22 protein-coding genes are annotated in these 23,444 nt (G+C 66.6%); 7 read left to right on the top strand and 15 right to left on the bottom strand.

The features are described 5' to 3' along the window. Positions 1–242: 242 nt before the first annotated feature. From ACODRZ_RS17510 to ACODRZ_RS17495, 4 genes are all read left to right on the top strand, one after another. Positions 243–1,181, top strand: coding sequence for a LysR family transcriptional regulator (locus ACODRZ_RS17510; RefSeq protein ID WP_488970605.1), 939 nt, complete (start codon positions 243–245; stop codon positions 1,179–1,181). A 246-nt stretch (positions 1,182–1,427) separates the two neighbouring features. Beyond that, on the top strand, positions 1,428–1,817 hold the full coding sequence (locus ACODRZ_RS17505) for a hypothetical protein (protein WP_488970604.1): 390 nt from the start codon (positions 1,428–1,430) through the stop codon (positions 1,815–1,817). A 99-nt stretch (positions 1,818–1,916) separates the two neighbouring features. Further along, complete coding sequence (locus ACODRZ_RS17500) at positions 1,917–2,255, top strand: UrcA family protein (protein WP_488970603.1); 339 nt, start codon at positions 1,917–1,919, stop codon at positions 2,253–2,255. Between the two features lie 345 nt (positions 2,256–2,600). Continuing rightward, positions 2,601–3,620: a class 1 fructose-bisphosphatase gene (locus ACODRZ_RS17495; protein ID WP_488970602.1), complete on the top strand. Its 1,020-nt coding sequence runs from the start codon at positions 2,601–2,603 to the stop codon at positions 3,618–3,620. A gap of 66 nt (positions 3,621–3,686) precedes the next feature. On the opposite strand, the gene ACODRZ_RS17490 is transcribed toward ACODRZ_RS17495, so the two are convergent. From ACODRZ_RS17490 to ACODRZ_RS17480, 3 genes are all read right to left on the bottom strand, one after another. Beyond that, positions 3,687–4,304: a TetR family transcriptional regulator gene (locus ACODRZ_RS17490; protein ID WP_488970601.1), complete on the bottom strand. Its 618-nt coding sequence runs from the start codon at positions 4,302–4,304 to the stop codon at positions 3,687–3,689. A gap of 61 nt (positions 4,305–4,365) precedes the next feature. Beyond that, entirely contained in the window at positions 4,366–5,763 is a 1,398-nt protein-coding gene (locus ACODRZ_RS17485; protein WP_488970600.1) for a carbohydrate porin, read from the bottom strand. Between the two features lie 106 nt (positions 5,764–5,869). Then, positions 5,870–8,299 (bottom strand): glucose/quinate/shikimate family membrane-bound PQQ-dependent dehydrogenase, encoded by a 2,430-nt coding sequence (locus ACODRZ_RS17480; protein ID WP_488970599.1) that lies wholly within the window; start codon positions 8,297–8,299, stop codon positions 5,870–5,872. A 173-nt stretch (positions 8,300–8,472) separates the two neighbouring features. On the opposite strand from ACODRZ_RS17480, the gene ACODRZ_RS17475 reads away from it, so the two are divergent. Continuing rightward, positions 8,473–9,789 (top strand): NAD(P)/FAD-dependent oxidoreductase, encoded by a 1,317-nt coding sequence (locus ACODRZ_RS17475; protein WP_488970598.1) that lies wholly within the window; start codon positions 8,473–8,475, stop codon positions 9,787–9,789. Here ACODRZ_RS17475 and speD read toward each other — a convergent pair. Genes speD through ACODRZ_RS17435 form a run of 8 tightly spaced genes read right to left on the bottom strand, consistent with a single transcriptional unit; the run spans position 9,776 to position 16,636 of the window. Further along, positions 9,776–10,150 (bottom strand): adenosylmethionine decarboxylase, encoded by a 375-nt coding sequence (speD, locus tag ACODRZ_RS17470; protein WP_488970597.1) that lies wholly within the window; start codon positions 10,148–10,150, stop codon positions 9,776–9,778. The genes ACODRZ_RS17475 and speD overlap by 14 nt on opposite strands. 16 nt (positions 10,151–10,166) lie before the next feature. Next, on the bottom strand, positions 10,167–11,783 hold the full coding sequence (locus tag ACODRZ_RS17465; RefSeq protein WP_488970596.1) for an FAD-dependent oxidoreductase: 1,617 nt from the start codon (positions 11,781–11,783) through the stop codon (positions 10,167–10,169). Further along, the gene (locus ACODRZ_RS17460) at positions 11,773–13,323 is read right to left on the bottom strand and encodes a polyamine aminopropyltransferase (RefSeq protein ID WP_488970595.1); all 1,551 of its coding nucleotides are present in this window, start codon (positions 13,321–13,323) and stop codon (positions 11,773–11,775) included. Before ACODRZ_RS17460 ends, ACODRZ_RS17465 begins: the two co-directional genes overlap by 11 nt. A gap of 5 nt (positions 13,324–13,328) precedes the next feature. Next, the gene (locus ACODRZ_RS17455; protein WP_488970594.1) at positions 13,329–13,538 is read right to left on the bottom strand and encodes a DUF350 domain-containing protein; all 210 of its coding nucleotides are present in this window, start codon (positions 13,536–13,538) and stop codon (positions 13,329–13,331) included. 18 nt (positions 13,539–13,556) lie between these two features. Beyond that, complete coding sequence (locus ACODRZ_RS17450; RefSeq protein WP_488970593.1) at positions 13,557–13,703, bottom strand: hypothetical protein; 147 nt, start codon at positions 13,701–13,703, stop codon at positions 13,557–13,559. Then, positions 13,700–14,959 (bottom strand): DUF4178 domain-containing protein, encoded by a 1,260-nt coding sequence (locus ACODRZ_RS17445; protein ID WP_488970592.1) that lies wholly within the window; start codon positions 14,957–14,959, stop codon positions 13,700–13,702. Before ACODRZ_RS17445 ends, ACODRZ_RS17450 begins: the two co-directional genes overlap by 4 nt. Then, positions 14,956–15,621: a DUF4178 domain-containing protein gene (locus ACODRZ_RS17440; RefSeq protein ID WP_488970591.1), complete on the bottom strand. Its 666-nt coding sequence runs from the start codon at positions 15,619–15,621 to the stop codon at positions 14,956–14,958. Before ACODRZ_RS17440 ends, ACODRZ_RS17445 begins: the two co-directional genes overlap by 4 nt. A 19-nt stretch (positions 15,622–15,640) precedes the next feature. Continuing rightward, positions 15,641–16,636: an SPFH domain-containing protein gene (locus ACODRZ_RS17435; RefSeq protein ID WP_488970590.1), complete on the bottom strand. Its 996-nt coding sequence runs from the start codon at positions 16,634–16,636 to the stop codon at positions 15,641–15,643. A 157-nt stretch (positions 16,637–16,793) separates the two neighbouring features. Here ACODRZ_RS17435 and ACODRZ_RS17430 point away from each other — a divergent pair, with 157 nt between their 5' ends. Further along, positions 16,794–17,093 (top strand): hypothetical protein, encoded by a 300-nt coding sequence (locus ACODRZ_RS17430; protein WP_488970589.1) that lies wholly within the window; start codon positions 16,794–16,796, stop codon positions 17,091–17,093. A gap of 4 nt (positions 17,094–17,097) precedes the next feature. On the opposite strand, the gene ACODRZ_RS17425 is transcribed toward ACODRZ_RS17430, so the two are convergent. Further along, entirely contained in the window at positions 17,098–17,901 is an 804-nt protein-coding gene (locus tag ACODRZ_RS17425; RefSeq protein WP_488986217.1) for an alpha/beta fold hydrolase, read from the bottom strand. A 340-nt stretch (positions 17,902–18,241) separates the two neighbouring features. Here ACODRZ_RS17425 and ACODRZ_RS17420 point away from each other — a divergent pair, with 340 nt between their 5' ends. Then, on the top strand, positions 18,242–20,029 hold the full coding sequence (locus ACODRZ_RS17420; RefSeq protein WP_488970587.1) for a sensor domain-containing diguanylate cyclase: 1,788 nt from the start codon (positions 18,242–18,244) through the stop codon (positions 20,027–20,029). A 3-nt stretch (positions 20,030–20,032) separates the two neighbouring features. On the opposite strand, the gene nhaA is transcribed toward ACODRZ_RS17420, so the two are convergent. The 3 genes from nhaA to ACODRZ_RS17405 form a co-directional block, all read right to left on the bottom strand. Beyond that, complete coding sequence (gene nhaA, locus ACODRZ_RS17415; RefSeq protein WP_488970586.1) at positions 20,033–21,214, bottom strand: Na+/H+ antiporter NhaA; 1,182 nt, start codon at positions 21,212–21,214, stop codon at positions 20,033–20,035. 155 nt (positions 21,215–21,369) lie between these two features. Further along, positions 21,370–22,743, bottom strand: coding sequence for a sensor histidine kinase (locus ACODRZ_RS17410; RefSeq protein WP_488970585.1), 1,374 nt, complete (start codon positions 22,741–22,743; stop codon positions 21,370–21,372). Further along, positions 22,740–23,426 (bottom strand): winged helix-turn-helix domain-containing protein, encoded by a 687-nt coding sequence (locus ACODRZ_RS17405; protein ID WP_488970584.1) that lies wholly within the window; start codon positions 23,424–23,426, stop codon positions 22,740–22,742. The genes ACODRZ_RS17410 and ACODRZ_RS17405 overlap by 4 nt, the downstream gene beginning before the upstream one ends. Between the last annotated feature and the right edge of the window lie 18 nt (positions 23,427–23,444).

The following is a 23,444-nucleotide window of genomic DNA, read 5'->3' as shown; positions in this document are numbered from 1 at the left end:
AAACCTCGTCATTGCGAGCGCAGCGAAGCAATCCAGGGCGGAGTTGAACTGCCCTGGATTGCTTCGCTGCGCTCGCAATGACGAAGGGGTGGTTAGGTCATTGTCATTGCATGGTTTCGTCCCCTTGAGCCTGCCTTAGGTGCAGCTTGAGTGCCTTTGTGTGCCGTTGAGTGCCGCCCGGTTCACACCGCTCCATAAATTGCGTCTATGACCCGGCTCTCGGACCGGCTACCCCTGTTGCCATGAGCGAAGACACCCCGCTGACCGACCGTAAATTCGCCAGCCGGGTGGACTGGAACCTCATGCGCACGTTCGTCGACATCGTGCGCGCCGGGGGCATCGGCGCGGCGGCGCGCGAACTCAACAAGCAGCAGCCGAGCATATCGGCCGCGCTCAAGCGGCTTGAGGATCACGTCGGCACTACCTTGCTGGTCCGCTCTGCGAACGGCGTCGAGATGACGGCGGCGGGCAAGGCGATGATGGCGCTGTGCGAGGACATGCTGGAATCGGCGCGCCTCGTGCCGCATCAGATCGCGCAGGCCATCCGCCGGGTCGAGGGGATCGTCCGCATCCAGATCGTCTCGGCCATCGTCTCGGCCGAGTTCGACGAGGCCATCGCCAGCTTCCATCGCCGCCATCCCGGCATCCGCATCGAAATCCGCGTCTCGTCCTGGCGGCAGGTGCTCGATGCGCTGGAGCGCGGCGAGGTCGAGGTCGGCATCGGTTACGACAATAGCGTGCGCGGCGGGCTGGTTTACGAACCGCTGTTCGTCGAGCGTCAGCAACTGTACTGCGGCCGCAGCCACCCGATGTTCGGTTACCGCATCAGCCAGCCGCGCGAGTTGAAGGATGAGGCGTTCGTCCTTTCCGGCGAGGACGAGATCGAGATCGTCACGCACTTGCGCCGCCGCTACGGGCTGGGCGGGCGCGTCACCGGGCTGGCCGAGGACATCAACGAGGCGCGGCGTCTGATCGTCTGCGGGGTGGGCATCGGCTTCCTGCCGGTCCCGGCGGTGCGTTCGGAAATCGAGCGGGGGCAGCTTTGGCCGCTGCTGCATGCGGACTTCGAGCCGTCCTACGAAATCTTCCTTCTCGCCCGCGCGGAGCCGGAGCGCGATACGGCGACGCAGCTTTTCATCGACGAGGTTTTCCGCCGGATCCGCGCGATTCCGCGCTCATAGATGAAATCTATGCCCTTCATTGCAAATTTGTGTCTGCCGTGACGATCGGCGGCGCGTCACTTTTGTTTCCCCGGGGAAAAGGTGACCGCCCAGCATGCGCAAAGCCACGAAATTCCAGCTGCCAGCCACGAAAACCCGCCCTTTCAGCATGGGCGCGGCGGTTCTCAGGCTGCTTCGGGACGGCATCGCGGCGCGCGCGCAGGCAGTAGGCTCCGTCCCCTCATCGCACCCGGAACGGCGCTCCTGATGCGGCGGGATGTGTTCCGCCCGGAAAACCGTCTCCGGATCGCGCTCGCAGCCCTGGGCATCGTCCTTTTCGCGAGCAGCGCCGCGGATGCCTTCGCCGCTTCCGGCCCCGCGAGCAAGCTGGTTTCCTGCGGTGCGGAAAGCTGCCTGCAGGTCTCCGGCCGCCGCACGGATCCCGCTTCGCTGGTCCAGATCAACGGCCACCCGGTGACGGTAGAGGGCGGGAAGGCGTGGAAGGCCGTGCTGCCCCTGCACACGGTACGTAGCTGGTCGGCTCCCATGGCGCGGACCATTGCCGTCACCGATGCTACCGGTACGCAGCAGGCCGACCTGCCGATCGGGCTGCTCGGCCACGTCACCGAACTCGCACTGGTGGTGAGCAGCCGCTGAATCCGGCCAATATCCATAGATTGTCAGTTCCCCTGCAGCGCGCTATGACGTAAGCGGCCGCCGTTAGAGTGGTCCTCGACAAGTGTGCAGGAGATGATGATGAAGATTGGCCTGATGGCGCTGGCCGCCTGTGCCCTCGCTACTGCCGGTGCTGCTTCGGCGGCGACTGACGACAACCCCTTTGCCCGCGATCAGGTCATGCTTGACCTCAAGGGGCTCGACCTTGCCACCACCGATGGCCAGCAGCGCCTTGCGATCCGGATGGATCAGGCTGCCCGCTCGGTCTGCGGCGAGGGTATGGCCCGCGTTCACCTCATGGCCGAGCGCAAGGCGCAGGACTGCCGCGCGGCGGTGAAGGCGGACATCCGCACCCGCATCGAAGCGCGCATGGCAGCGGCCTCCACGCCCTCGCGCGTCCAGCTCGCCAGCGCCCGCTGAGCGAAGCTGCCCGGCCGGTAACTGTTCACGCGGGCGCCTGCGATTCGCGGGCGTGAACCGGAACGGGCCAGCGCACCGGAGAAATCTTCGCGCGGCGGTCATCCGCCGCGCTTTTCTTTTGCGCGTCGGCGAACGCGAGGAAAACCGGCCGGGACAACGTTGTCCCCGCAGGGATTTACCTCCGTCGGATCGTGACCGGGTACGGTTGAAGTAGCGTTTTGCGCGCGTTTCGCGCATGGTCGCCGCGTCGCGAAGAAACGGGGGAGGCGTGACGGCGCATCCCTGCCGATCTTCATGCACCTTCAGATACGCCGTCCCGGCGCAGCGCCATCGCGAAAGGCCAAGATGCAACCGATCACACTGACCCGCTTCCTCATCGAACAGCAGCGGAGCGAGGACAGCGCCTGTCCCTCCGAGCTGCGCCTCCTCATCGAGACGGTCGCCCGGGCCTGCAAGTCGGTGACTTTCGCGATCTCCAAGGGGGCGCTTGGCGACGTACTGGGCACGCTCGGCTCGGAGAACGTGCAGGGCGAAGTGCAGAAGAAGCTCGACGTCATCGCCAACGAGATTCTGCTCGACGCGAACGAGTGGGGCGGCCACCTCGCCGCCATGGCGTCGGAGGAGATGGAGACCATCCATCGCATCCCCAACCGCTATCCCAAGGGCGAATACCTGCTGCTGTTCGATCCGATCGACGGGTCCAGCAACGTCGACGTCGATCTGTCGGTCGGCACGATCTTCTCGGTCCTCCACGCGCCGGAGAATTCGGCGGGCCGCGAGGTTACGGAGGAGGACTTCCTGCAGCCCGGCAGCGCGCAGGTGGCTTCGGGCTACGCGATCTACGGGCCGCAGACGCTGCTGGTGCTGACGCTGGGCAACGGTGTCTACGAATTCACGCTCGACCGTGAAATGGGCGCCTGGCGCATGACCGATGGTCCGCTCCGGATCGCTGCGGGCAACAAGGAAGTCGCCATCAACATGGCCCGCCGTGAACAGTGGTCGCCCGCCATTCGCCGCTACATCGACGACCGCGTCGGCTGCGAGAACGGCCCGCTGGCAGGCCAGTACAACATGCGCTGGACGGGCTCGATGGTGGCGGACATCCACCGCATCCTCAAGCGCGGCGGCGTGTTCCTCTACCCCTCCGACCACCGCAAGCCCGGAAAGGCCCGCCTGCGCCTGCTCTACGAAGCCAACCCGATGAGCTTCCTCATCGAACAGGCCGGCGGCACCGCCATCGACGGCGAGGCACGCATCATGGACGCGGCGCCGACCGGCCTGCACCAGCGCATCGGCGTCGTCCTCGGCGACCCGGAAGAAGTCGCCGCGCTGCTGGAGAGCGTCGGGGAGATGGCCAACGCATAATTGCCCCTTGCATGGCGGGCGGAGGTTTCGGCCTCCGCCCGTTCCTTGGGGCTTTGCGCGCGGGTGCTAAGGCGCCCGGCAATAGGCGAGCACCGTGGCGACCACCTGCTCGCGTCGTTTCTCCGCGACGGCGGGGCTGCCCGTATCGACCTTGAAGATGGCCGCGAATGTGTAGCGGTTGGACACGAAGTAGAACGCCAGCGCGCTGATCGTCATGTGCAGGTCTACGGGATCGAGCCCCGGCCGGAACGTGCCCTCGGCCACACCCCGCTCGATTAGGGCGAGTGTGCTCGGCAACACCATCTCGTTATGCGCTTCGACCACGCTGCCGACGTGGGGGGCGTGTCGCATGTTTTCGTCCATCACCAGTCGCACGAGTTCCGGGTGCTCGTAGTGATAGTCGAAAGTCAGCGCCGTCAGCCGGGCCAGCGCTTCCAGCGCGGGCATTGCCTCCAGCCCGGCGTCGAGTTCGGCCGAACGGATGCCGCGATAGGCTTCGGTGAGGACGGCGCGATAAAGCCCTTCCTTGCTGCCGAAATGGTAGTAGATCATCCGCTTCGACGTGGCGGTCGCGGCGGCGATCTCATCCACCCGCGCGCCTGCGAAGCCCTTGTCCGCGAAGTGCGTGGTGGCGATGGCGATGATGTCCCGCCGGTTGCGTTCGGTGAAGCCGTCGTCCTGCATGGTGAGCCCTATGGCCTCTGCGGGGACCGAGGCGCAATGCCCCGGCCACACGAATTGTTCGTTAAATCTGCATCTTGACCTGCATGCCCAGCGCCAGCGCGTCGTCCCTGTCGGCGTAGGAAAAGGCGCCCGGATCGACGATGTACTGCACGTCGGGGCGGATATTGAGCCACGGCGTCAGCTGCAGGCCGTAGCTCATCTCGATCGCCGTCTCGCCTTCGGGCAGGGCGGTGTACCCGTCCGCGAGGCCGAGCATTCCGGCATGAAGCGTGCGCAGGCGTTCGTTGACCTGCGCGTGGATCACGCCCAGCGCCACGGTGTCGGCATCGCGGCCCTTGAAGGTGCCCAGCTTCAGGAACCCGGCGGCATACCAGCGGGTGATTTGCGCCGACTGCTCCGGGTTGGCGGTGAAGTGGCCGAAGATCGACAACCCGCGCTTTCCGTTGCCGCCCTTGTCGCGAAGGATCATCTGGTCGCCCAGTACGTAGCCGCCGAAGCGGCCGGTCACGCGGCCCGGAGTGCCCTGCCGGTCGGCATTGGCGGTGTCGTAGTAGAAACCCACCTTGTAGTGGCCGGGCAGGACGTGGCTGCCCGGCGCGGAACCGGGATCGTATTCCAGCTCAAGCGGCAGGACGACGCCGGTGGTCTTGCCTGCGAAGGGCTTGAAGGCGTTCTTCTCCAGCCCGAGGTCCGGGTTAGTCTGGTAGACGCCGGTGCGCACGATCAGGTCAGGGCGCAGCTTGTAGCGCACCGCCAGCCCCCAGCGGGCGTTGGGGTAGTTGTACCAGCCGGTGCTGCCGCTTTCTGACAGCGGATGCGCGCAGAACGCCGCGTTGACGAGGTTGCAGCCGATCGACAGGCCGCCAAGGTCGTTGCCCATCGCGAAGAAGCCCGCGCGCAGGTTCAGGCGGCCGCCGTCGAAATTCTGCTCCCAGGTCAGTTCACTCAGGCGTGCATAGTAGCCGCCCGCCGCTTCCTGGATCGGCAGGCGGTTGCCCACGAAGTCGGACGAGATGCCGATGCCGCGCCGGTCGTTGATGGTCACGTGGATGGTGCCGCCGTCGATCCCGGCGATCCTGTCCATGTCGAGATCGACGCCCGCGCGGATCTGCTGGACGTAGGCGGTGCCCCGGCGCTGGCCGCCGTCGACGTTGGAGAAGGTTTCCGAGACATAGTCCGCGCGCACGGTGACGCCTGCGTCCTTCAGGTCGGTGCGGGCACCGCCCCAGTCGCCGGTCAGCGTCTCACGCGGATGCGGCGCGTGCAGCGGCCTGGCGGTGGAGGCGGCCTGCGTGGAAGTCGGGCGATGGTCCTGCGCGGTGCCTGCAGTTGCGGCGACCTCGGTTGCGGCCTCCGCCTCGGCGTCTTCCGCCCCGGTGTCGTTGGCAAGCGCGGTCATCGGGAAAGTGAATGCGCAGCCTGCGGCGAGCGCTGCGAGAGAATGGATGCGACGGCCCATGGCCCCCTCCTGCTGCCGCTCCCGCGTGCGACAAGGCGCAGCGGCGGGGCAACTCTGTCTGGTCGTTGGAATTGGGGGGCAGGCCATAGGCTCGCCCCCCATCAGGTCAGGGCAGCTTGTAAGCGACCACGTAGTCGCCGCGCTGCTTGGACTGGCGGGCACCACCGGCGGTGATGACGATGTACTGCTTGCCGGTTTTCGGCGACTTGTAGCTCATCGGTCCGCCCTGGCTGCCGACGGGCAGGCGGCCCTTCCACAGTTCCCTGCCGCTGCCTGAATCGAAGGCGCGCAGGTAGAAGTCCTGGGTGCCGGCGATGAAGACGAGGCCGCCCTGCGTGGCGAGCGTGCCGCCCAGCGTCGGCATGCCGATCGGGATCGGCAGGCCCATGCGGATGCCCATCGGGCCGGTGTCTTCCACGGTGCCGACCGGGACCTGCCACTTCACCTTGCGGGTGCTCATGTCGATCGCGGTCAGGGTGCCGAACGGCGGAGCCTGGCACGGAATGCCCAGCGCCGAGAGGAACCGGTCCTTCATGACCGAGTAGGGCGTGCCCTTCAGCGGGACCGAGCCCATGCCGGTGTTGACGGCCTCGCCCGCCGCACCGGACTTGCCCTGCTGCGCCTTGGTCTGCGGGAACATCTGCACCCACAGGCCGAGGCGCATGTCGTTGGCGAAGACGGTGTTGGTGGTGGGGTCGATCGACAGGCTGCCCCAGTTCATGCCGCCCAGCGAACCGGGGAAGGCGAGCGACTTGTCGGTGCCCGGCGCGGTGTAGAGCCCTTCGTAGCGCATGCCCTTGAAGGCGATGCGGCACATCAGCTGGTCGAACGGAGTGGCGCCCCACATGTCCGCCTCGGTCAGCGTCTGCGCGCCGATCTGCGGCATCCCGACCGATTTGGGCTGGGTCAGCGAATAGGGCTCGCCGGGGATGTTGGCGGCCTTCACCGGAGTCTCGACGACCTTGGTGAGCGGCTTGCCGGTCTGGCGGTCGAGCACGTAGAGTTGGCCTGCCTTGGTGCCGATGACGATGGCGGGAACCTTGCCGCGACCCGCAACGGGGAAGTCTATCAGGCTGGGCTGCATCGGCAGGTCGAAGTCCCACAAGTCGTTGTGGACGGTCTGGTAGTGCCACTTCTCCTTGCCGGTGGTCGCGTCGAGGGCGAGCACCGAGGCGCCGTACTTGTGGTCGAGCGGGGTGCGCGGCACGCCGAACAGGTCGACCGACGAGCTGCCCACCGGCATGAACACGGTGTTGGACGCCGCGTCGTATGACATCGCCGACCACACGTTCGGGGTCGAGCGCGTGTAGGTCTGGCCCTTGGCGGGCATCCCGTTAATGGCGGGGTTGCCCGGGTCGAAGGCCCAGCGCAGCTTGCCGGTGATGACGTCGAAACCACGGATGACGCCGCCGGGCATGTCGACCTGGACGTTGTCGGCCACGCGGCCCCCGATGACGATCGTGGTGCCCGCCAGCGTCGGCGCGGCGGTCAGCTGGTACTGCGGATCGGGCGCATTGCCGAGGCCCGCAAGCAGATCGACGCGGCCATTGGTGCCGAAGCCGGTGCAGACCTTGCCGGTATCGGCGTCGAAGGCCATCAGTTTGCCGTCGATGGTGTTCATCAGGATGCGGCGCTCGCACGGCGCGCCTGCGGGCAGCGTCGCCGCCGTCACCGGGGTGGAGCCGGGCAGGCTCGGCTGTTGCAGCGGGGCCTTCGCATCGAAGTAGGCAAGGCCGCGGCAGCGCATCCAGACCGAGGCGTGGGCGTTGACCTCGGCCTTCCACTTTTCCTTGCCGGTGTCGGCATCGAGCGCGATGACGTTGTTGTGCGGGGTGCAGATATAGACTGTGTCACCCACTTGCAGCGGTGTGTCCTGATCCTCGGCGCCGTTGCCGTCGCTGACCGCGACGTCGCCGGTGCGGTACGTCCAGGCGACCTGCAGGTTCTTCACGTTGTCGCGGGTGATCTGATCGAGCGCGACGAAGCGGTTGCCGCCGGCGGTGTTGCCGTAGGCTTCCCAGTTCTTCTGCTCTCCGGCGGCATCGACAGGGGTGAGCGCCGCCTCGACGCCCGCGAAAGGCACGGTCGGATGCGGCGAGAACATCGACGCGAAGCCGGCGGCAGACGCTATGCCGACGACGAGGGCGGTGCCGATCGCCGGGCGCCATGCCGGGACCATGCCTTGCGCCCGGCGCATCAGTGGAAGGGACAGCGCCACGACCGTCATGCCGACGCCGAGCGCCAGCAGACGGGAGATCAGCGGCCAGAACGCGAAGCCGACTTCCCACAGCGACCACAGGATCGTCGCCAGGAACACCGCGCCGAACAGCAGGCCGCCAATCGGGCGCCGACGCGCGATTTGCACGCCGGAGATGACGAGCGCGATACCGGCCAGCAGAAAGTAGGAGCTACCGCCGAGGCTCACGAGTCGCGCACCGCCGATGACGAAGAACAGGCCGGCGGCCAGGATCACTACACCGAGCACCGCCAGCCATATCCGGCTGGGCATGGAGCCCCTTTCTATCGAGCCGGACATGCGGCTTCTCCTAAATTTTTTACCTCTGGGCCCCTTTGCCCAATGCAATCGCAACCGGCTTGGGGTTACCCTTGAGCGACAGGGAAATCAGGCGGTGACATGACCGCTCAACGTGTGTACCAATTAGTACATAATATTTCGCGCGGCAAGATGCCCCGAACGAAGGACCGGATGTGCAATCTCAAAAGACCCAGATCGTGATCGTCGGCGGCGGTGCCGCCGGGCTCGAACTCGCCACCCGGCTGGGGGCCTATTATGGCCGTGCCCGTCACGACATCATCCTCGTCGACGAGAACCGGACCCATATCTGGAAGCCGCTGCTGCACGAAGTGGCGGCCGGTTCGCTCGACGCGAACCTCGACGAGGTCGGCTATCGCGGCCACTGCCACAAGTGGGGCTATCGCTATTTCAAGGGCACGCTGGCGGGTATCGACCGGACAGCCCAGCGCGTCCACGTTGCTCCGATCCTCGACGATCGCGGCAACGAAGTCGTTGGGGCGCAGCAACTTCGTTACGATTACCTGGTGCTGGCCTACGGTTCGGTAACCAATGATTTCGGCACTCTCGGGGTCCGCGAAAACTGCATGTTCCTTGATCGGCGGGCCGATGCCGATCGCTTTCGCGACCGTCTTCTGGACCAGTGCCTGAGGGTCTCACGCGCGATGATGGCGGACGAAGCCAGCGATGCGCGGGTCCGTGTCGCGATAGTCGGCGGCGGCGCCACGGGCGTCGAACTGGCGGCGGAACTCTTCAACGCAGCGGATGCCCTGAGCCACTACGGGCTTGAGGTGTTCGACCGTGGTCGCCTCAAGGTCACGCTGGTAGAAGCGGGGCCGCGCATCCTGCCCGCGCTGCCGGAACGGCTTGCCGAATCGGCGCGCGACGAACTGCAGAACCTCGGCGTACGGGTACGTACTGCGACACCGATCGTGGAAAGCACGAGCGCGGGCATGATCACCGGGGATGGCGAACTGATCGAAGCCGACCTTCAGGTCTGGGCGGCAGGCGTTAAGGCAAAGCCGATCGCGGGCGGGTTGGACGGCCTCGAAATGTCACGCTCCGGGCAGGTCGTGGTCGCTCCTACTCTACAGAGCGTGAGTGATCCGAAGGTCTTTGCCCTCGGCGACTGCGCGTTCTGCATGCTGCCCGGCCGCGATCGCCCGATTCCCCCGCGTGCCCAGGCTGCGCACCAGATGGCCGTAACCGCCTTCGACAACCTCAAGAGGTTGATGAACGACAAGCCGCTCAAGGACTTCGAGTACAAGGATCGGGGTTCCCTTGTGTCGCTCAGCCGGTTCTCGACGGTTGGAACGCTGATGGGCAACCTCGTAGGTGGGCGCATGGCCGTGGAAGGGCGGCTCGCTCGCATGATCTACCTGTCGCTCTACCGGATGCATCTCCTTGCGATCCATGGCTGGATCAAGGGCTCGGCACTTATCGCGGTCGGGCACGTGAATCGCGTGGTGCGACCGCGCCTCAAGCTTCACTGAGCGGGCTGTCCGGGCGCAATCGGGCGATCATGCGCTTGTCGCGCACGGTTGCCCGCAACCTTGCGCAGATCACACGCAGCGCGGCCTCGGGATCGGCCGCTTCCCCGCAAACGAAGAGGTCGACCGCGGCTAGCCCGTCTTCCGGCCAAGTGTGGATCGAGATGTGCGACTCCGCGAGCAGTGCCACGCCGGTGACGCCCATTCCGGGGCCGAAGTGATGAAGCGTCACGTCGAGGACGGTGAGGCGTGCGACTCCGGCGGCTTCGCGCAGGGCGGCTTCGACGCGGGAAAGGTCATCGAGCCCTTCGCTCGCGGCGAGATCGGCGATGAGGTGGACGCTGGTTCCGGCGCGATGGTTCATGGCCAGGGGTTCATGGTCAGGCGATGCTCTCGAACGCATGGCCCAGATGCGCAAGCGCGGTTTCCGCAGCCGTCACGCCGTAGTGATGGGCTTCCTCGAACAGCGACAGGCCGCTGAGGTCGGAGTGCGCGAAGAGTACGGGTGGTCGGGCTGCGCGGGCGGCAAGGCGAGCCGGATCGGACAGGAAGCCCGGGGGCGGGCGGATCATGGCATGGCCCCAGCGCCAGACATCGATACGCTCGATCGCGCCGTCGAGGTCCGGATTCATGGCGAGGAGGTCGGCGCGCACGATCTCCTGCCAGCGCTCCAGCGGCCGGGTCATCATGATCCTGCGGGCGTTCTCGGGAGATTGCCGGGATAGCGGCATGTACCAGGTGAGCACGGTAGGCCCAAGCGCGGCGCTGGTGCTCTGATGCGTGGCGACCACGTAGCCGAGCGCGTCGCTGGCGGTGGAGACGTTGTCCCAGGCAAGGGATACGCCCTTGCCCGCCGGTGGCCGGGAGACGGTGACATTCGCGACGACCCAAGGAGCGTAGGAGAAACCGCCGCGCGCGCATCGGCCGGGGGCTACCCGCGCCGCCACGAAATGCGGCATGGCAAGGATCGCGACTTTGGCACGCAGGCGTCGGCTATGGCCCGTCGCATGGTCGAAGACGTCCATGTCGGCGCGTCCATCGGCAGTCTCGCCGACATGGAAGACCGTGTGGCCGGAGCGCACGTTTGTCCGGATTCGCTCGGCCATCAGTTCGGCGAGGCGATCGTTGCCTTCCGGCCAGGTCAGTTCGCGGTCACCATCGCCGTTCGCGGCCCATCCGCGCCGCGCGGCGAAGTAATGGACGCCCGCCCATGCCGAGACATGCTCAGGCTCCGCGCCGTAATCGTCGCGGCAGCAATAGCGCAAATACGCGCGCAGGGCCGGGGCGGTAAATCCCTCTCGATCGAGCCAGTCAGCGAAGCTGTGGGCGTCAAGCGCGGTAAAGCGCGGGTCGGTGCTGGACAGCGCAGACGGCACGGCGAATGCGGGGCGCCCGTCCGCGCCGACGGCGTCGCGAAATTCGGCCATCCGCTTTTCGAAAGCGCCGCGCTGGGCCTGTTGAGCCGAAGACAGGCCGGTCTGCGGGAACAGCCCTTCCTGCCATTCGCCACGCCAAAGCAATCGCTCCTCAAGATCGGCGCAGAGCTGGTAGGGATCATAGACCGGCCCATCCCGCGTATCGCCGACTATCATGCCGAAGCTGCGGAGCATGTGGCGCAGCGGCTTTGCTTCCCGGTTCGGGACCGGCAGGTAATGGGCGCCGAGTGGGTAGGCGCTGACCCCGTTGCGGCCCGAGCGTGCGTTTCCGCCGGTTCGGTCCTCCAGTTCGAACAGGGCGAAGTTCCGGAAGCCCGCTTCGGCCATGCGCCAGCCCGCCGCCAGCCCGGCGACGCCCCCACCGGCGATGACGATGTCGATTTCCTCGACCGGCCCTTGGGGCGCGGGAAAGCCGCCATCGCGCAGCCGGTGCCCGCGTCGCCAGTCGGCACCGTCGAGCGTTCCGGCCATCGCGGGTTGGCCGCAGCCGCCGAGCAGTGAAGCGCCGACTGCTGCCGATCCGCCGGCAAGGATCGCGCGCCGGCTCGCTTCAGCCTTCATAATGCCCCCACTCGCGCGCGAAACTGCGTACCAGCGCCTGATTGTCTAGCCGGTTCACCGGGGTGGGGCGGCGCGCCATGTCGGGGGGGAAGTCGAACAGCGCTCGTTCGCTCGACGAGGTCAGGAAGCGCAAGTTCGGCGGCAGCCTGGCGGCATCGGCAAGGGGGCGATGCGCCGCCAGGGTGAAGCCCCACTCCCCGAAGCTGGGAACGTAGGCGTGGTAGCCCCGGGCATGCAATCCGGCGGATTCCAGCGTGGTAGCGACGGTCCAGTAGGATTCGGGCGCAATCAGAGGCGATGTGCTCTGCACCGTCATCACGCCTTCGGGCGCGAGAAGACGGGCGACTTCGCGGTAGAAGCTCTCCGTGTAGAGCTTGCCCAGTGAAAATTCGGTCGGGTCGGGAAAGTCGACGATGACCGCGTCGTAGCTGCCGCGTGCCTCGCGCACCCAGCGAAACGCATCGGCATTGTGGACGCGCATCCGGGGGGAGGACAAAGAGCCGGCGTTGAGCGCGGCCAGTTGCGGCGTGTCACGGAACAGGCGTGTCATCTCCGGGTCGAGATCGACGAGAGTAACCTGGCGCACCCGCGGGTCGCGGAGGACTTCGCGCGCGGCAAGGCCGTCACCGCCCCCGAGGATCAGCACCGTATCGGGGCGGGCGACGCGGCCCAGCACCGGCCAGACCAGCGCTTCGTGATAGCGGTATTCGTCGCGAGTGGAGAACTGCAGGTTGCCGTTGAGATAGAGGCGCAGGTCCTCTCCCCGGCGGGTCAGGACCATGCGTTGATAGGGGGTCGAGCGGGCGTAGATGACGGGCTCGTCGTAAAAGGCGACTTCGGACCAGCGCTGCATGCGGTCTGCCGCGACAAGGCCGGCGACGAGACTGGCGGCGACGACCAGCGCGGCGATCACGTCCATGGCGACCGGACGCTGGCGGCGCAGCGCTACCAGCAATGCCAGGGCGACGGCGACGTTGGCGAGGCCGAACACGAAGCCGGTGCGCATCATGCCCAGCCATGGCACCAGCACCAGCGGGAACAGCAACGAGGCGATCAGCGCGCCGACATAATCGTAAGTGAGGACGTTGGAGACCAGTTCACGGAAGGCAAAGCGGTGCCGCAGGATGCGGATGAGGAGGGGGATCTCCAGCCCCACCAGCACCCCGATCGCCAGTACAAGTGCATAGAGCGCGATGCGGAAGTCACCGACCAGCGGGAAGAGGAGGAACAACCCCGCGGCCGACCACCCTCCGAGCGCCGCGATCAGGATTTCCACCCGCACGAAAACGCCCATCTCGTCGCGGCGAACGTGGCGTGACAGCCAGCTGCCGATGCCCATGGCGAAAAGATACGTGCCAATCACTGTCGAAAACTGCGTGACGCTGTCGCCAAGCAGATAGCTGGCGAGCGTGCCCGCGAGCAGTTCGTAGATCAGCCCGCATGTCGCGACGACCAGCACCGAGACGAGCAGGATCACCGCGAGTGACGCGGGCGCGCGCTCTGCGCTGTCGGCGGAGACGGCGGGATCGGCTTCAGCCACGGATATCAGCCATGAATGGCGGCGGCGATGATGTTGGAGATGCCGAGCGCGACCGCGCCCGCCAGCAGGGCAACCGCCATGTTGCGACGCTCGATGATCTCTCGCCACAATTCGCCGGGGGTCAGCTTGTCGACCAGCACGAAGCTGAAGACGAATATCACGATGCCCAGCCCCGCATAGAGCAGGGTGGCGAGGAAGATCGAGAGTGTCAGCATGGGCCGTCTCCTTGAAGGTTACTTGTGCGTCGGGCCATACGAGCCGCCGGCGCGCATCGGGCGCTCCTCGTCCGAGAATGGCGACCAGGCATAGTACGAGGCGCTGAGGCACCCGGCCATGACCAGCGCGATCCACAGCAGGAACAGGGCGAGGCGCAGCGTCATCCGCCGTTCTCCTCGCGGTAGTGGCGCCAGACCGCAACGCACGGGAACGCGAAGAGCAGCACGGTGGCCGTCCACCAGTTGCCCCAGGGCAATGCGCCGGTCTCTGCCTCGATGGAAACGGTGACAGTTTCCGGCAGCGAGGACCAGCCCGAGACCTGCGGTGGCGGGTCGCTTGGCCAGCCATGGGCGGAGGCATCGACGTAGAGATCGTAAGTGCCGCGTGGAACACGGCCCAGCAGTGTCGTTCCCTTGCGGCTTCCCTCGGTCCAGGATCCGTCGCTGTCGCGGCCGGAATAGTGCTCGACGATGCCGTAGCCGTCCATCGACTGCCCTGTGGCCCTGTCGACGAGGCTATAGTCGAGGTCCACCCAGCGGTTGTCGAAGTTGGTCCCGCGTGCGGTGACGGTAACGAACTGCCAGGGGCGCCGCACGGTCAGGGTTCCGATCCTGACCCCCTCGCGCGTGGCGGCGAAGGGGGCATCGACGCTGGCGGAGGCGCGCTCCACGGGGCCGGAGATGAGCACCATCGCCAGCAGCAGAGCGGCGATGGCGGCACAGGCGAGGCCGAACATCGTCGGCAGGTCGTTCGCCGTGCTGGACGAGGAGCCTGAAGATGGAGACGGTTCGCGAACCGCGCGGTGCGCGTTCAGACGACCGAGGCGGAAAGCCTGCGCGATGACTTCGTCTTCCACCGGTACGAGCTGGGTCCAGTTGACCTCGCCGCCGTCCCCTTCGCGTGACAGCACGGTGTCGCCGCGTTCGTAGAGCATCGCTTCGACCGTGTCCCCTGCGCGGACGCGCCAGTAGAACTCGCCAAGAACGGCAGTCGTCTCGGTGGTCGATGCATCACCATCGCGGGTGAAGCGCTCGTCCCGCCAGGTCACGGTGTCGTCGTCCCCTTCGGGCAGGTCGAGCAGCATCGTGCCGAACTGCCATTCACGATCGCTCAGGACCAGCCAGCGGTAGCCCGCATAAGGGTTGAAGAGCAGGTATTCCTCCCAGGAATACCCCGAATCTCGCCGCCGGAGCGCACCTACGGTCTCCCATTCGACGTCGAACAGCGTGCCCCGCGTGCCGGGAGCCAGACGGAAGCCCCTGGCGGCCTTGTCATGGGCCTCGATGAGAGCGACTTCCGGGCGAGAGACGTCCAGCAGCGAGCCGCAGTAGACACAGGCTAGGTTCACGCTGAAACCCGCCGCGCGAACTTCCAGCGTGCCGCCGCAGTGGGGGCATGCGATGTTGCGCACGGCGCTCATCGCGCTAACTCGCGCGGGATGCTCCAGCCGTCGATCGTGCGCAGGTTCGCCGGGGCGAGCGAGGCAAGGTCGCTATAGTAGCCAAGCCAGACCGAAGCCCCGCGCGCGTCGCGCTGCAGGCTGACTGCCTCGCGATTGGGGCCGCGAAAATCGATGTTCGTCATCGAGCAGTCGGGTAGGGTCGCAAACGGCAGGTCCCCCTCGCTGCCGAGGCACCGGGCTTCCTTGTGGTCGGTTGCGAGGAGGGTGACATCCTCGACCGTCAGCCGTTCGCCGACCGCGATCTCCCCCCCGGCCGCGAAGCCCTGTATCATCGGATGTTCTAGGAGGTCGGCACGCGCGGCGGTCAGCATGAAGGCGCCCATGGCCTCCCCCAGCCAGCGTTCGCTGCCGTCGCCGCCGTCAAGCAGCCATTCGTTCCACGATCCGTTTTCCCAGCCCCAGCGCCCGCGGCCGACGACGGTGAGCGTCAGTCCTTCTACGTGCAGACTCGTGCCCAGCTGAATCGGCGATACGTCGGGCGGCAGGACGGCGACTTTGCCGATGTCCTGCAGTTCCAGCCCGTCACGCAGGAGCAGCGACTGGCAATAGGCGCAAGTCGAATAGGGCAGTGCAGCGCTGCGCACGGGCAGCAGCGCGCCGCAGGAAGGGCAGTTGCTCACGTCTTCCCCCGAAGGCGTGTCAGCGGATGCGCGAGAGAAGCTCGGCCTTCTTGGCGTCGAACTCCTCCTGGCTGAGCGCTCCCAGGGTCACCAGCTTGTGAAGCTTCTCGATCGTGGCGATCGGGTCCTCTTCGGTTGCAGGAGAAGAGGGGGCTGCAGCACTCTGCGAACCGAGGCCCTGCGCCATGGCGCCGCCAAGCGCCGTCGCCGCTGCCACGCCTGCGCCGATACCGGCTACCGAGCCGCCTTCCTGCCCGGCAGCGGCCTCGATAGCCTCAGCAGCCTGGAAGCGGGTGTAATTGCCCAGATCGCCCAGCACTCGCATCGAAGAGCCCTTGTCGAGATGGGCCTGCACTTCTTCGGGAAGCGAAATGCTTTCGACATAGAACGAAAGGCACGTGAGGCCCCATTGCGAGAAGGCCTTGTCGACCTCGACGCGGATGCGGTCAGACAACGCCTGCTGGTTCGCCGCAAGGTCGAGGAAGGGGACGCCGCCGTTGCCGAGCGCGGTAGCGATCGAGGTCTGGATCGTGGCGCGCAACTGCGGCTCGAGCGACGCAGCGGTCACGCCGTTCAGCGTGCCGAGGATACGGTCCACGAAAGGCTCGATGGCGGATATGCGGAACGAATAGGAACCGAAAGCCCGCAGCCGCAAAGCGCCGAATTCCGCATCACGCACCGTCACCGGCTGCCCGGTGCCCCACTTGAGGCCCTGCTGCTCCTTGAACGACAGGAACACGACGTCCGACTTGAACGGAGAGCGGAAGCCCTTGTCCCAGTTCATCAGGCTGGTCAGCACAGGCAGGTTGGCGGTATCGAGACGGTGCAGGCCGGCGTCGAAGGTATCCGCGAGGTTGCCCTCATTGATGAACAGAGCCGTCTGGCCTTCGCGCACGGTCAGCTGCGCGCCGTTCTGGATTTCGCGATCCTCGAAAGGGACGCGCCAGGCGAGGTCGCCGGGCTGCTCCAGCCAGTCGATGACATCGACGAACTGCTTCTTCAGAAAACCGAACATTGGATCGCCCATTCCCGCCAGAGGACCGCAGGGTATCTGCAGATCGTTGCGATGAAAAGGGAAATGGAAAACGGGCATGAGCGACTTGCGTTCAGCGTCCAAATCCCCGAATATGCTGCAATGCAAAAATGGTCGCAGGTGTAAAGAGCCAGATACGATGAGTGATCCGCGTTTGACGATAATGGAAGCGATCACGACCCGCAGGTTCGTGGAAGTGCGCTACAACGGCGCCGTGATCCGGCTCGCGCCCCATCTCATGTTCGAGCGCAGGGGCGACCTGTTCATCTGCGCGCTCAATCCGGAAAAGGCCATTCGCAGCGACGAGGAGCCGAAGCTCGGCCAGTTCAAGCTGGCCGGGCTGGCCGATGCAACGCTGACTTCCGAGAGCTTCGAGCTTCTGCCCTCGTTCGCAGGCGCCGCCCCGCGCGAAGACGACGTGGCGATCCTTTCCGCCTGACCGCTCAGGCGATCGGACGGAGGAAATCGGCGATCGCGGCGGACCACTGTTCTGGTTGCTGGTCGACGATGTCTATCCCGCCCCCCTGCAGTTCCACCAGCTTGAAGTCGGGGCGCATTTCCTTGGCTTTCAAGGCTGACTGGTAAAGCATGTCGCCGGTGTTGGTCAGCAACAGCGTGGGCTGGCGGATCTTCATCAGCGGTTCTTCCTGGCGGTAGGTCAGGCCTGCATTATGGCCGTACCAGTAGGCACCTCGCTGGAAGGCGAGCATCGCCTGAACGACGTAGTCGCTGATGCGCTCCGGCCCGATCGTGCCCATCGCATAGCGTTCGCGCGCCTCGGCCAGCTGGTTCATGTGTGCGGCATGAGGCAGTGCACGGAACGCCCGCTCGCGGCCGCCGATGTCGGCGATCAGGGCCGCCCGCTGCTCGTCGGGGATGAAGAGGGGCCCGCAGATGACGTTGGCGGTGACATGCTCGGGGAACTGGATCGCGACCTCGTTGGTCACCAGCGCCCCGGTATGATGGCCCACGATTGCCGCGCGCCGGATGCCGAGTGCGTCGAGCACGGTCGGAACCACCACCGCATAGTCGCTGACCTTGGGCTCGAAAGGCGGTTTGTCCGAGAGGCCGAACCCGGGCAGGTCGATGGCGATTGGGCGAAAGCCATGAGCGACCAGCGGGGCGAAGACGCGGTCGAACTGGTTGGCGGTCATCACCGCCTGGTGCAGCAGGACCAGCGGACGTCCCTGCCCGGCATCAAGATAATGGATCTGGCCGTAGGGGCCATCGGCGTAGGCCCGGCGCATATTAACGGCCTTCGGGACAGTTGCCCCGGCAGCCGGAGACCTGTCCTTCGCCATGGCAGGATGGGAGGTCATAGAGGCTGCCGCTGCGCCCGTGCCCATCAATTGCATCGCCTGGCGGCGCCCCAGCAACTTGTCCACGCAGATCCCCTGGCCCAATCCCCGAGACGATCCCGGCGCGCGATGTCCTTGTGTGCCGCACCGGCCGTCAAAGCTCCCGTGACATCCGCGTTTTCACCGCTCTTCGGCGAAAGGCGATGTGCCGTGCTGCACGCGCGAGCGCTGGTTCCCGCGATGCATACGTATTTACCGTGAATAAACCATGTTTCATTAGGCGAGGGTGATGGGTCACGAGTCGTATCGTCGCAACGTGTGGTATCCGGGTGAGGTGCTTGGCACTGCGCTCGCCTACTTCGCGTGTGCGTCGCTGGCGCTGGTGCTCACCCGCTTCGACGGCGGCATCGCGGTGGTCTGGCTGGCAGGGTCGGTGCTGTTCGCCCGGCTGCAGGTCACGCCGCGCAGGCGCTGGACGCCGCTGGCGCTCGTCTGCACGCCGCTGGCCATCTGTGCCTCGCAACTGTTCGGGTTCGGGGGGCTGACTGGGGTTGGCCTGCCGCTCCTCTGCATCATCGAGGCGGTCGGCGCCGCGTGGCTGATGCGACGGGTGTTTCCCCGGTTCGGCCGCTTCCAGTCGGTAGCGGAAGTGACGGCGTTCCTCGTCGTCTGCGGGATCATGGTGCCCGGCGTGACGGCGCTGTTCGCGGCCGTCATGACCAGAGCGGTGCGAGACGTAGGGTTCTGGTCGGCCTGGCGTGACTGGTATGCCGGACATGCGCTGGGCTTCGTGGTCTTCGCGCCGCCGCTGCTGCTGTTCCTGCGCGGCGATGTCGCGCACTGGACGCGCACGGCTGGAACCCGCGTGCGCAAGCGGACCTTCGGGCTGTTGGGGCTCGTGCTGCTAGCCTCGCTGGCGACATTCGGACAAAGCACGATCCCTCTTGTCGTCGTGCCGTTCCTGCCGATGATCGCCGCGACGTTCAGGCTCGGCCGGTTCGGCGCGGTTTCCTCCATCGTCATCGTGATCCTGGTGGGCCTTGGCTGTTCGCTGGCAGGACTGGGACCGACGGCGCTGCTTGCAGGCACGATGGCGCTCAAGCTGCAGGTGCTGCAGATCTATTTCGCGTCCATCGTCCTGCTGCTCCTGCCGCTTGCGGCGGAACTCTACGCGCGGCGGCGCATAGTCGAGCGCCTGCACGCCGCCGAAGCGCTGCACCGCCTTGTCCTCGACCGCATGAGCGACGTGGTGCTGCGCGCCGGGATCGACGGCACGGTGCGCTACGCATCGCCTTCGGTGGAGCGTGTCACCGGCTACCCGGCTGCCGAGCTAGGCGGACGGCCGCTGTTCAACCTCATCGTGCCGGACGACCTGCCGATGGTGCTCGACATGCGCCGGGTTGTGCTGGCCGCGCCCGAGGAAAGCGCCATCGTCGAATATCGCGTCATCCAGAAGAGCGGCGCGATCATATGGGTTGAGAGCCACGTGCGTGCGATGGTCGATGCCGATGGAAAGGTCTCTGGCACGGTCAGTATCATCCGCGAGGTCACTGAGCGGCGCCATATCGTCGAGGATCTCAAGCACAAGGCGATGACCGATCCACTGACCGGTGCCTGCAACCGCCGGGCTTTCGACGATGCGCTCGCCGCGCTGGTCGCGTCTCCACCGATCGGCGCCGAGGCGGGCTGCCTCGCAGTGTTCGACCTCGACCACTTCAAGCGGATCAACGACGAGTATGGCCATGCCGCGGGCGACGCGGTGCTTATCCGTTTCGTGGCCATCATCCGCGGCGCTGTTCGCGAGGGGGATCTCGTCGCGCGGCTTGGCGGCGAGGAGTTTGCGGTGTTGCTGGCCGGGTTGTCTGTGGAACGGGCGCAGCAGGTGTGCGAGCGCATCCGCATGCGGCTTGGTGCGATGGGTGTGGAAACGCCGTCGGGAAGCCTCATCGCCGCGACCGTGAGCGTCGGCATCGCTACATTGACCTTCGATAGCACTCCCGAACGGATCATCGCCGCCGCCGACGCTGCGCTCTATCGTGCGAAGCGCGGCGGGCGCAACCAGTCGGCTGCGGCCTGAGGCTCAGCGCGCGGGCGGGGCCTCCCTGTCCGCAAGCCGCAGCAAGCCATAGCCCAGCAGGCCGGACAGCAGCGATCCGGCAAGGATGCCGAGCTTCGCCTCGGACTGCAGTACCGGGGCATCGGGGAAGGCCAACAGGGCGATGAACAGGCTCATCGTGAAGCCGATCCCGCACAGCAGGGCGACGCCCAGCATCTGCAACCGGCTGGCATGGGCGGGGGTGTCGGCAAGACCGAGCCGCATCGCGATCATCGAGAGGCCGAACACGCCCACGGGCTTGCCGATCAACAGCCCGGCAGCCACCCCCAGCGTCACCGGCGCGACGAGCGTTTCTGCAGGCAGGCCGAGCACCGGCACTCCCGCGTTGGCAAGGGCGAAGAGCGGTACGATGAGGAAGCCAACGGGGACATGAAGCGCATGTTCCAGCCGGTGCAGCGGGCTGGTCGCGTCACCATCGGGATGGCTCGGCGTCACGTCCATCGGGATCGTCAGGGCAAGCGCGACGCCTGCCAGCGTTGCGTGGATGCCCGAGCGGTAGGTCAGGACCCACAGCACTGCTCCCAGCAGCAGGTAAGGCAGGAGACGTCGCACCTTCATCCGGTTCATCGCGATCAGGACGCCCAGCACCAGCGCCGCCCCGGCAAGGTCCGGCACCGAAATCGAGGCGGTGTAGAACAGCGCGATGATGATCACCGCGCCAAGGTCGTCGATGATCGCCAACGCCGCGAGGAACACGCGCAGGGACGCTGGCACCCGCTTGCCGAGCAGCGAGATCACGCCGAGCGCGAAGGCGATGTCGGTGGCGGCGGGAATGGCCCACCCCTTTGCCGTGTCCCCGGTGTTGAAGGCGTAGAACAGCAGCGCCGGAACCGCCATGCCGCCAAGAGCGGCGATGCCGGGCAGCACCCGCCGCGACCATGTCGAAAGCTGGCCGTCGAGCATCTCGCGCTTTATCTCCAGCCCGACCAGCAGGAAGAATATCGCCATCAGCCCGTCGTTTATCCAGTGCGTCAGCGACAGCGGCCCAAGGTTCAGGTGGAGTACGTGCTCGTAGCCATGCGCCAGCGGCGAGTTGGCGAGGAGGAGAGCCACCCCGGCCATCGCCATCAGGAAGAGGCCGGCCGAAGACTGGCCGTCGAGGAACTGGCGCAGGGCACTGGGGGTCTTGAGGCGGGAGAGGACCATGTGGGATTCCAGGCAGGAGCGATTACGTACCGGCGGCCCGACCGGCACCACGAAACCTGCCCGTCGATAGCGGCGGACACCCGTCAGCAGCTATCGCAGTCCTGCCCTTGCCATGCAACCCGGACCAGATGTGGGCCGAACCGGCCGCGGGCCAGTCATTCGCGCCGGACGGGGGCGCTGGCGGGTTCGACCAGCCTGATCCGCACCGCCAGTCCGGGGGCGGCGTCTCGCAGTTCGGCGGTGCCGCCATGGAGATGGGCGACCGCCTGCACGAGCGAGAGGCCGAGTCCCGCGCCCCAACCACCGCGCGCTTCGTCCAGTCGGGTGAACCGTCGCAGCGCCTGCTCGCGGCGCTCGGGCGCGATGCCGGGGCCTTCGTCGGCAACCACGATCGTCGCGCCGTCCACCTCTGGCATGAGCGAAAGGGAGATAGTGCCCGCACCGTACTTGAGGCTGTTGTCGACCAGGTTGCCCAGCGCCTGATCGAGCAACTGGCGATGGACGCGCATGTGCAGAGCAGCCGGTGCCTGCACCACCATGGCCCGCCCCTGGTCCTCGACCAGGGGCGAGTAGATCTCGGCCACTGTTTCAAGCAGTTCGGGCAAGTCGGCGTCGGCAAGGCTCTCGCGGCCCATTCCGGCTTCGGCGCGGGTGATCGACAGGGCCGTCTCGACGATCGCCATCAGCCGCTCGCTCTCGGTCAGCGCCTGATCGACGAAAGGCTGGGCGAGGGGATCGTCCACATGCTGCGCCGCCCGGTCGAGCGCCGCGCGCATGCGTGTCAGCGGCGACTTCAGGTCATGCGCAAGAGCATCGGTCGCCAGTTTCAGCTCGTCGTTGAGCGCAGCCATGCGGTCGAGCGCCTGGTTCACCTCGCTGCCGAGCAGGGCGAAGGCATCGCCGGTGTCATCTGCCGGGACCCGCCGCGACAAGCGCCCCTCGCGCACGTCGCGCAAGGTCGCGACGCTTGCGCGCAGGCGGTTGAGGATGAGCCTTGTCGAGACGTAGGCGGCGAACGCGGCGAAGACCACCGAAAGGGCGAGTGCGATCATCGAGGTGCGTTCGAGCAGCGCGATCACCTGCCGCTCGGTCTCCACCACTGTTCCGGTGACCAGCACCGAGCCGTCGCCCAGGCGCATCGACTGGATCAGCATGGCTTCGGGCGAGGTATGGCCGGACCGAGGCAGCTTCTCCAGCACGTAAGGCGCGCCCGGCGCCAGATCGGGCGGTGCACGGTCGAGGTTGCCGGTCACGCGCACGCCGTCGGGCCTGGCCAGGAAAAGCACGCTTGCCCGCTCGATCCGACGCGAGATCCTGGCATCGATGGCGCGGGACAGGGCAGCCTGGCCGCCTTCGTGGTAGGCGTCGAGGAGGTCGTCTCGCACCGTCTCGGCAACGGCCACGGCATCGGCATGGCTCTGGGAGCGCAGCAGCAACGCCGGGCCGAGCAGAAGCACCGCCGCCGCGACGATCTGGAACAGGAAGACGAGCGCGGCGAGGCGGAATGTCGTCGAGTGCCAGACTTTCACGGTTCCGCGCCGATGCGATAGCCCGCGCCGCGCACGGTATGGAGCAGGCGGCGCGCCTCGCCCTCATCGATCTTCTTGCGCAGCCGGCTGAGGTGCACGTCGACGACATTGGTGCCGGGGTCGAAATGATAGTCCCATACGCCTTCGAGCAGCATTGTACGGGTAACGACCTGATCGGCATGGCGCAGCAGGAATTCGAGCAGACGGAACTCGCGCGGCTGCAGCTCGATCACCCGCTCCCCCCGGCGGACGCGCCGGGCGAGGAGGTCCATCTCCAGATCGTCGCAGCGCAGGACGGTTTCGGCCACGGCTGCGGGCGCGCTGCGACGGATCAGCAGGCGGATACGGGCAAGCAGCTCGGCGAAGGCGAACGGCTTGACCAGATAGTCGTCGCAGCCGTTGGTGAGGCCCTTGATACGGTCTTCCGGCGATCCCAGGGCGGAGAGGATGATCACCGGCGTCTCCAGCCCGGCGCCGCGAAGGGCGGCCAGAACCGCCATGCCGTCCAGCCCCGGCAGCATCCGGTCGAGCACGATGCAGGCGTAGCCGCCGTCAGTGGCGAGGAACAGGCCGTCGCGACCGTTGGCGGCCCGATCCACGGTGAAGCCCGCCTCGTCGAGGCCCTTGGCGACGAATTCGGCAGTCGCGGCATCGTCTTCGACTAGCAGGATCTTCTGGCTCAATGCGCCTTCCTCACACTT

It is taken from the genome of Novosphingobium sp. FG90, assembly GCF_057808725.1.
This window is presented reverse-complemented; position numbering and strand designations above follow the sequence as displayed.

What these genes read in the sequence shown, in the direction of transcription:
- ACODRZ_RS17510 (WP_488970605.1), top strand. Translation starts at nt 243, where the DNA reads ATGAGCGAAGACACCCCGCTGACCGACCGTAAATTCGCCAGCCGGGTG.
- ACODRZ_RS17505 (WP_488970604.1), top strand. Translation starts at nt 1,428, where the DNA reads ATGCGGCGGGATGTGTTCCGCCCGGAAAACCGTCTCCGGATCGCGCTC.
- ACODRZ_RS17500 (WP_488970603.1), top strand. Translation starts at nt 1,917, where the DNA reads ATGAAGATTGGCCTGATGGCGCTGGCCGCCTGTGCCCTCGCTACTGCC.
- ACODRZ_RS17495 (WP_488970602.1), top strand. Translation starts at nt 2,601, where the DNA reads ATGCAACCGATCACACTGACCCGCTTCCTCATCGAACAGCAGCGGAGC.
- ACODRZ_RS17490 (WP_488970601.1), bottom strand. Translation starts at nt 4,304, where the DNA reads ATGCAGGACGACGGCTTCACCGAACGCAACCGGCGGGACATCATCGCC.
- ACODRZ_RS17485 (WP_488970600.1), bottom strand. Translation starts at nt 5,763, where the DNA reads ATGGGCCGTCGCATCCATTCTCTCGCAGCGCTCGCCGCAGGCTGCGCA.
- ACODRZ_RS17480 (WP_488970599.1), bottom strand. Translation starts at nt 8,299, where the DNA reads ATGTCCGGCTCGATAGAAAGGGGCTCCATGCCCAGCCGGATATGGCTG.
- speD (WP_488970597.1), bottom strand. Translation starts at nt 10,150, where the DNA reads ATGAACCATCGCGCCGGAACCAGCGTCCACCTCATCGCCGATCTCGCC.
- ACODRZ_RS17465 (WP_488970596.1), bottom strand. Translation starts at nt 11,783, where the DNA reads ATGAAGGCTGAAGCGAGCCGGCGCGCGATCCTTGCCGGCGGATCGGCA.
- ACODRZ_RS17455 (WP_488970594.1), bottom strand. Translation starts at nt 13,538, where the DNA reads ATGCTGACACTCTCGATCTTCCTCGCCACCCTGCTCTATGCGGGGCTG.
- ACODRZ_RS17450 (WP_488970593.1), bottom strand. Translation starts at nt 13,703, where the DNA reads ATGACGCTGCGCCTCGCCCTGTTCCTGCTGTGGATCGCGCTGGTCATG.
- ACODRZ_RS17445 (WP_488970592.1), bottom strand. Translation starts at nt 14,959, where the DNA reads ATGAGCGCCGTGCGCAACATCGCATGCCCCCACTGCGGCGGCACGCTG.
- ACODRZ_RS17435 (WP_488970590.1), bottom strand. Translation starts at nt 16,636, where the DNA reads ATGTTCGGTTTTCTGAAGAAGCAGTTCGTCGATGTCATCGACTGGCTG.
- ACODRZ_RS17430 (WP_488970589.1), top strand. Translation starts at nt 16,794, where the DNA reads ATGAGTGATCCGCGTTTGACGATAATGGAAGCGATCACGACCCGCAGG.
- ACODRZ_RS17425 (WP_488986217.1), bottom strand. Translation starts at nt 17,901, where the DNA reads ATGCGCCGGGCCTACGCCGATGGCCCCTACGGCCAGATCCATTATCTT.
- ACODRZ_RS17420 (WP_488970587.1), top strand. Translation starts at nt 18,242, where the DNA reads ATGGGTCACGAGTCGTATCGTCGCAACGTGTGGTATCCGGGTGAGGTG.
- nhaA (WP_488970586.1), bottom strand. Translation starts at nt 21,214, where the DNA reads ATGGTCCTCTCCCGCCTCAAGACCCCCAGTGCCCTGCGCCAGTTCCTC.